This is a genomic window from Solemya elarraichensis gill symbiont (genome assembly GCF_002021095.1).
In the GTDB taxonomy this organism is placed as follows: Bacteria; Pseudomonadota; Gammaproteobacteria; order Chromatiales; family Chromatiaceae.
Genome location: NZ_MPRK01000119.1, coordinates 1 through 7,274, shown reverse-complemented (window position 1 = coordinate 7,274; position 7,274 = coordinate 1). Strand labels below are relative to the sequence as shown.

The 7,274-nt window shown below is 51.6% G+C and carries 9 protein-coding genes and 1 pseudogene; 8 read left to right on the top strand and 2 right to left on the bottom strand.

Annotation, left to right across the window (positions count from 1 at the left end; all coding sequences use genetic code 11):
* The first annotated feature begins 14 nt into the window (after positions 1-14).
* From BOW51_RS07035 to BOW51_RS07025, 4 genes and pseudogenes are all read left to right on the top strand, one after another.
* The gene (locus BOW51_RS07035) at positions 15-521 is read left to right on the top strand and encodes a L,D-transpeptidase (RefSeq protein ID WP_078477069.1); all 507 of its coding nucleotides are present in this window, start codon (positions 15-17) and stop codon (positions 519-521) included.
* Positions 522-529: 8 nt separating this feature from the next.
* A complete protein-coding gene (gene nikB / locus BOW51_RS07030) occupies positions 530-1,447 on the top strand; it encodes a nickel ABC transporter permease (protein WP_078477068.1) in 918 nt (305 codons plus the stop codon).
* A gap of 31 nt (positions 1,448-1,478) precedes the next feature.
* Positions 1,479-1,688, top strand: a complete 210-nt coding sequence (locus BOW51_RS11140; RefSeq protein WP_167367266.1) for a hypothetical protein — start codon at positions 1,479-1,481, stop codon at positions 1,686-1,688.
* Positions 1,622-2,038 (top strand): annotated as a pseudogene (locus tag BOW51_RS07025) (ABC transporter permease); the annotation flags it as partial. The gene BOW51_RS11140 and the pseudogene BOW51_RS07025, both read left to right, overlap by 67 nt.
* A 23-nt stretch (positions 2,039-2,061) precedes the next feature.
* Here BOW51_RS07025 and BOW51_RS07020 read toward each other — a convergent pair.
* The gene (locus BOW51_RS07020; protein ID WP_078477067.1) at positions 2,062-2,499 is read right to left on the bottom strand and encodes a hypothetical protein; all 438 of its coding nucleotides are present in this window, start codon (positions 2,497-2,499) and stop codon (positions 2,062-2,064) included.
* 1,094 nt (positions 2,500-3,593) lie between these two features.
* On the opposite strand from BOW51_RS07020, the gene nagZ reads away from it, so the two are divergent.
* The 4 genes from nagZ to BOW51_RS07000 all read left to right on the top strand — a co-directional run bounded on the left by nagZ (position 3,594) and on the right by BOW51_RS07000 (position 6,507).
* Complete coding sequence (gene nagZ, locus BOW51_RS07015) at positions 3,594-4,631, top strand: beta-N-acetylhexosaminidase (RefSeq protein WP_078477066.1); 1,038 nt, start codon at positions 3,594-3,596, stop codon at positions 4,629-4,631.
* Between the two features lie 22 nt (positions 4,632-4,653).
* Positions 4,654-5,211: a hypoxanthine-guanine phosphoribosyltransferase gene (locus BOW51_RS07010; RefSeq protein WP_078477071.1), complete on the top strand. Its 558-nt coding sequence runs from the start codon at positions 4,654-4,656 to the stop codon at positions 5,209-5,211.
* 4 nt (positions 5,212-5,215) lie between these two features.
* On the top strand, positions 5,216-5,941 hold the full coding sequence (locus BOW51_RS07005; RefSeq protein ID WP_078477065.1) for an S-methyl-5'-thioinosine phosphorylase: 726 nt from the start codon (positions 5,216-5,218) through the stop codon (positions 5,939-5,941).
* 71 nt (positions 5,942-6,012) lie between these two features.
* The gene (locus tag BOW51_RS07000) at positions 6,013-6,507 is read left to right on the top strand and encodes a hypothetical protein (protein WP_078477064.1); all 495 of its coding nucleotides are present in this window, start codon (positions 6,013-6,015) and stop codon (positions 6,505-6,507) included.
* A gap of 92 nt (positions 6,508-6,599) precedes the next feature.
* Here the strand turns inward: BOW51_RS07000 and BOW51_RS06995 are convergent.
* Positions 6,600-7,274: phosphoenolpyruvate carboxylase (locus BOW51_RS06995; protein ID WP_135568123.1), on the bottom strand; the 675-nt coding region annotated here is incomplete at its 5' end.

Sequence of the window (7,274 nt, the reverse complement as noted above, 5' to 3'; positions counted from 1 at the left end):
CTGGAAACACATCCATGGTTGATTCAGGCGAAGTAACAGTCGAGAGAGGCATTCACATAGATATCGGCAAGCAGGAATTGATGCTTGTCGTGTTGGATGAGATTGTTGAGACATTTTCCATCTCCACGGCACTTAATGGCCCCGGTGAACAGGAAGGCAGTGAATGTACACCGCGAGGTATGCATGCTGTGCGTCTCAAGATTGGTGATGGTTGTCCGCTCAATACCGTGTTTGTCGGGCGTCGCCGTACGGGCGAGATCTATACACCGGAACTTGGAGAAGCTGATCCGCAACGTGACTGGATTTTGACACGCATCATCTGGCTGACGGGAACGGAGCAGGGATTCAACCGCGGCGGTCAATGTGACTCCCTGCGACGCTTTATCTATATTCACGGTACACCCGATTCCGAACCGATGGGCAAGCCCTGTTCTCACGGCTGTATTCGCATGCGCAACAGTGATCTCGTCAAGCTGTTTGAGCTGGTTGATAACGGCATGCCGGTCCTGATAACCGAGTAGCGCCCGGGATGCTTCAGCGCCTTTTCTCCCTGTTGCTGACGCTGATTGGCGTTGTCACTCTGGTTTTTTTCCTTATTCACCTGATACCGGGCGATCCTGTCGAGGCGATGCTGGGTGATTCGGCAAGAGTCGCCGACAGGGAGGCACTGCGCCACAAGCTCGGGCTTGATCAACCCCTGGCGGTACAGTACGGGGACTACATCAAGTCGATATTGCAGCTTGATCTAGGTACATCACTACGTAACCAGCAGCCTGTTTCAAATCTCCTGCTGGAACGACTTCCGGCAACTGCATGGCTCGCATTTGCAGCCCTGCTGATTGCAGTCACGCTTGCCGTACCACTCGGTGTGATTGCCGCAAGACGGCAGGGGAGTGCGTGGGATACAGGTGCGATGATGGTTTCACTTTTCGGCGTCTCAATGCCCAATTTTTGGCTGGGCCCGATGTTGATCCTGCTATTTTCACTGTGGCTGGGATGGACGCCAGTGAGCGGCATGGAGAGCCTGTCGTCGATCATACTACCGGCAGTTACGCTGGGCGCATCACTTGCCGCAGTGCTTGCACGCATGGTGCGTAGTTCATTGCTTGAAACGCTGGGTGAGGACTATATCCGTACCGCGCTGGCCAAGGGGCTTGATGAGTCGACCGTCGTGTGGCGCCATGCTTTGCGTAATGCGATGCTGCCGGTGATCACCTTGCTTGGGCTTCAGCTCGGCGCACTGCTTGGCGGTGCCGTGATAACCGAAACGGTATTTTCGTGGCCAGGTATCGGTTCACTCATGGTCGAGTCGATCCAGCAGCGTGATTACCCGGTCGTGCAGGGATGTGTTCTCCTGATTGCACTCATTTATGTGCTGGTGAATGCAGGCACCGATCTTGTTTACCGCATGGTAGACCCCAGGATTACGCTGACAGGGAGAGAGTGATGCGTTTATTTATCGCAGTCTCGTTTCTGTTGTGCTGGCGTCACTGTTCGGCAGCAGTTTGGCCGGTGATGCAAATCATATTGATCTTGAATTGATATTAAAGGCACCGTCACTTGATGCGCCGCTCGGTTATGACGAATTGGGCAGGTCTGTTGCTGCACGTTTGATCGACGAAATCTCGTCATTGCTATCTCTGCTGTCGGCTGGGTTGGCTACGCAAGGCTGGCGCGCGCCCAGGTGATGAGTCTGCGCAGCCGTGATCATGTTACTGCTGCTATTGCCCTCGGCAGTGGTGAAGGCGTCATTCTATTTCAGCATGTCTTGCCGTTGATGTGGATTCCGTTGATGGTCGAGGCGAGCTTCGGACTGGCGTCAGTGATTGTTGCAGAGGCCGGGCTCTCGTTCCTCGGGCTTGGTGTGCAACCGTCGGATGCATCATGGGGCAGCATGATCCGCGAGGGCTCACGTTTTCTTCTTGTATCACCACATCTGGCGATATTTCCCGGGCTTGCCATCATGGCGGTTGTACTCGCTGCCAACTTGCTGGGAGACTGGCTCAGGGACAGGCTGGATGTCAAACAAACCTCGTAGTCCTCTTTTTCGTCGATACATGCTTATGATTCTTTGGCATCAGGTTTTGGCTGCAATTTTCGGTGCTTGCGTACAACGTGGCGAATCGAGTTGCCATGCGAGATTATCACCAGGGCACTTGCTGCCACGATTGGCAGTACAACCATGTCAAAATCGGAAACTGACCGGTATTCGGGGTGCTTGGTGAAAAGAAGATAGATGCAGAATAACGCCAGCAGAATCATTTGTCCCACCATGGGGAGAAGAAAGTGAGTCACTTGTTGTTTTCCCCGCGGCCATGACCGTTTGCGTAAATTACGCAGGTAAGCAAGTTGCAGGGCGAGTGAGATCGGAAGCAGGATCGGGGCGACAAAGATAGTTAAGGTAATTGGTTCAACCTGGAACCCGGTGGCCTGGGTGATAACTGGAAACAGCAGGGCGGAAAGGAGCAGCCAGAACTGTGGCAGGTGGAATCCTTTCATTCATAAATCCTTTTATTTTTTTATTCCATTTGAGTGATTGATTACAGTCCTGTAATACAAATTCACCCATGCATGCGGATGTGATCCTAGACCATTTCAGGCGTGTCTGTAAATCAATTAAGTCAGTAGGTTACTAGAGGGGTGTCTGCTTCTACCCTTGAGTAATTCGGAATAATGCAGAGGTTAAAAAGGTGGTGGCTAAAGCAAGGGGAGTCCGTTGTAAGCAAGATGTTGAAAATATAGCTAAGCAAGTTCAATTAACAGCATGTCCCTGTTACGGATACATCAGGCTGTATCTACGGTGTCTGCTGAACCTCCTGTATCTACGGTATCTCCGGATAACATGATGCATAGAACTGCAATGCAACAGAAATACGACAACCGTTGTGGAAACAATGAATAACATCAGGGCGCAATCAGGTGAGTAAGTCGGCGAGGGGCATACTCCTGTTCTGATGAGGAGTAGGCCATAAAGTACTATCAGAAGAATCTGCAGTATGGTTCCAGCGCAAAAGAGCGAGACTTGCCACTTTTTTCGTGGCCACGATCGTCTGCGTATTTTTATTCGGTAAATGAGATGCAGAACAAGTGAGATTGGTACCAGAATTGGTGCAAAGATGATGGCTAGGTCGAGTGCGTTGATATGCGAGGAAGCTTGAGCAGCAACTGGGAACAATAGCCCGGAAGTGAGCATTGAAAATCGTGGTAGTTGAAATCCTTTCATTAATCTTCCTTGCGCTTTAATCTTCCCTAACTGAGTGATATGCCACAATTCAAAAGCAGAATCACACTCAAATGTACATGGGGTAATTTAGGCCAGATTACTCCTCTCTGTAAAGAGAAAAAGTCAGTAGTATACTCAAGGCATAATCTTCTTAGCTTTTGAATCAGAAGGTTTTTTCTAGATAATATCTTGCCGGGAAAAGCGTGTTTATTTGCCACCTTCCACACGATTACTTATCCATATGTAGTGAAAAATTTCGCATGATTGCATTGATAAATATGCTCGACTCTAGATGAAAAGATTGGATATCTGTTGCATGCTCAACACCTGTATAATTTCTGTATCTGTTTAACAAAATGAGTTGCCCTTAATGACAATTGGCCCCGTGATGCTTGACCTGGTTGGAACCACGCTGCTCGATGAGGACATCGAGCGCCTTGTGCATCCTGCTAGTGGCGGCATCATTCTGTTTTCACGTAATTTCGAGTCGCCGGAGCAGTTGCACAGGCTGATTGCCCGTGTACGTAAGGTGGCTGGAAGAGAATACATCATCGCGGTTGATCACGAGGGTGGTCGGGTACAGCGCTTTCGTAACGGATTTACAAGAATCCCGCCAATGGCATGGCTGGGCGATCTTTATCAGAAAGAGAAAACAAAAGCCCTGGAATATGCGCATGAACTGGGCTGGCTGATGGCTGCTGAATTGCGCGACTATGATATCGATATCAGTTTTGCACCAGTCCTGGACCTGGATTTTGGTCTCTGTGATGTGATTGGCGATCGTGCTTTTCAGAGTGATCCACTCATAGTGACAAAACTGGCTGGGGCCTTCATTGCAGGCATGCACGAAGCCGGCATGTCGGCAACCGGCAAGCACTTCCCCGGTCACGGTGCAGTCAGCGAAGATTCCCATCTGGAGCTGCCAGTCGACACACGCCTGTTTGTCGAGATCGGTATGGCTGACCTGATTCCGTTCGAGCGTCTGATACGCAAAGGTCTTGATGCCGTCATGCCTGCGCACGTGATCTACGAGCGCTGTGATCCGAATCCGGCCGGTTTCTCATCATACTGGTTACAGCAGGTACTGAGAAAGCAGCTTGGTTTCGATGGTGTGATTTTCAGCGATGATTTGACCATGGAGGGGGCCGCTTTTGCAGGTACCTATCCCGAACGTGCCAGTGCCGCATTTGCAGCAGGCTGCGACATGGTACTGGTGTGTAACAACCAGCAGGCAGCTGAACAGGTACTGGAATCAATCAAACTGCCGCTTGATGAACCGGTGTCTGAGAGACTGGAGAAGATGCTTGGTGCACATGTCGAGGTCGAACTGATGGGGCGTCGCTGGATGAATGCAGTCGAGATAGCTGCCGAAGGCGTTAACTGGGCACAGGAGCGCACGTGTGAATAATCCTGATGATGCGGCTGACAAGCTGCTCGCCGAGGAGGCTGCTGCCATCATGGCGGGGGCTGATTGCCTTTTTGCTTCATCCGAGGTTGATGCTGCGATCGATTCGCTTGCAAAACAGCTCAACGAGCGCTTTGCCGGACTCAACCCGGTGGTGTTGTGCGTAATGAATGGCGGTCTTGTGATTTCCGGCCAGTTGCTGCCGCGCCTCTCTTTTCAGCTCCAGTTCGATTACATGCATGCCACACGTTATCGCGATCAGACCTCAGGTGGTGAGCTGCAGTGGAAACGTCATCACGAGATCTCATTGAAGGATCGCGTGGTACTGGTTTTGGATGATATTCTCGATGAAGGCGAAACCCTGAAAAGTGTTTACGATGCCTGCCTGGCCGAGGGGGCAAAAGAGGTGCTTCGCGTGGTGCTGGTAGAGAAAATTCATGACAGGAACATCGGTGTCAGCGCCGAGTATACCGGACTACAGGTGCCGGACAGATATGTATTCGGCTATGGTATGGATTACAAGGGCTACTGGCGCAATGCAAAAGGCATTTTCGCTGTAGCAGAAAATGAAAGCGGGGAGTGATCAGATGAAACTTGGCGTAATCGGAGGCTCGGGCCTGTCTCACTTTGAGGAACTCGAGGTGATGTCACGTGAGATTGTCCGTACACCCTATGGCGAACCTTCAGCGCCTGTTGTGCACGGCAAAATCAACGGCACCGAATTCTGCTTTATTCCAAGACACGGTGCCGGACACCGTTTGCCGCCGCACAGGATCAACTACCGTGCAAATATCTGGGCAATGAAGGATATTGGCGTTGATGCTGTTATTGCACTGGCAGCCGTGGGTGGGATTACCCATGGTCCGGAAACCCTTATTACGCCCGACCAGGTGATTGATTACACATGGGGGCGGGAACACACCTTTTTCGACGGTATCAACGGCAATGTCACACACGCTGATTTTACTACTCCTTTCTGTGACGATCTGCGCCAACGCCTGGTGACTGCTGCGCATAGCGCCGGGCTCAATATTGTAGAATCAGGAACATACGCCGCCACCCAGGGCCCCAGGCTAGAATCGGCCGCTGAGATTCGCCGCCTGGAACAGGATGGTAACGATATTGTCGGTATGACAGTGATGCCGGAGGCTGGTCTCGCACGTGAATTGGGGCTGTGCTACGCGGCGATTGCAACCGTGGTTAACTGGGCAGCCGGTAAGAGTGATGAGGAGATTACGCAGTCGGTGATCGACAGGCACCTGGGAAAGGGGCTCGCAGATTACATGGCAGTGCTTTCGGCGCTCGATGCGTGACTGTTTTGCAGCGCGATGATCTGGTATAAATGACATATTAAATTGATGCTTATTTTCAGAGGACGTACAGCATGAGTGAAGCCACAGAAACAGCACAGACAGAAGAGCCGGAAAAAAAGAAAAAGAGACGCATTCCCCTGTTTGTGTGGGTGCTTTTGGCTGTTCTGATCTGGGTGGTCATTTTTGTCTGGCTGACGGACAGAAAGGCGGAGCAACAGCAGGAGACTGCCGAGGCACCTGCAGTTGAACAGCAGCAGGCTGAAACAGCTGCACCGGTAGCGGCGCCAGTATCTGAACCGGTATCTGAACCGGTATCTGAGCCAACTTCTGAACAAGCTTCTGAGCCAGCAGCGCAACCGGAAGCCGAGGAAGTCCCGGCTGAAGCAGTTGCAGAACAGCCTGCAGCTGCAGAAGAAGCGGCGGTACCAGCTGAAGCAGTGGTTGAGGAAAAAGTTGCTGAACAGACGTCGACTCCTGTTGAACAAGCTGAACAGATGGCAACAGGCGCGGCGGAAGTTCCGCCAGAGGTGATGAAGCAGATGATGGACATCTTTTCACCGAACTAAGTTTTTAGCTGTCAGCTATCAGTTGTCACCCCGGGCTTGACCCGGGGTTTATTTTGAAAGCGGAACTGATCCGGATGGATTCGGGAAGAATCCTAACCTGTATTGCGCATACCGGCAGCAATCGCGTTGATGCTCCTCAGTAACGGCTGCAGCCATGCGGTATCACAATCCGTTTCCTGGCGATAACGTCCGATCAGGTTGGCCTGAATTGCGTTTAGTGGGTCAAGGTATGGATTTCTGCGTGAAAGTCCGAGCTTCAATACCGGATTGTCAGCGATCAGCTCCTGCTGTTGCGTTACCTCCAGGATCATTTTTAAAGTCAGCTCATACTCCTCGCAGATCATCTCGAAGATGGCATCCGTGGTGCCGCTTTTCTGGCACAACTCCTCCTTGTACATGCGTGCTATCTGCATGTCGGCCTTGAACATGGCCATCTGGATATTCGACAGCATGGCACGAAAGAAAGGCCACTCGCGATACATTGTCTGCAACTGCTGAATCCCGTCCGGCATGGCTGCTTGCGCCTCTAATGCCTTGCCAAGACCATACCAGGCAGGCAGTGTGTGGCGTGACTGTGCCCAGCCGAATACCCACGGAATTGCGCGAATCGATCCTTTTGAGCGATCTCCCTGGGTGCGTCGTGCCGGTCTCGATCCGATATTCAGCAGGGCGATTTCCGATACCGGGGTAGCCTCGTAGAAGTAGTCGAGAAACCCCTCCGTATTTTCGGTCAGGTTACGAAATTCCTGTTCACCTGTTTGCGCAAG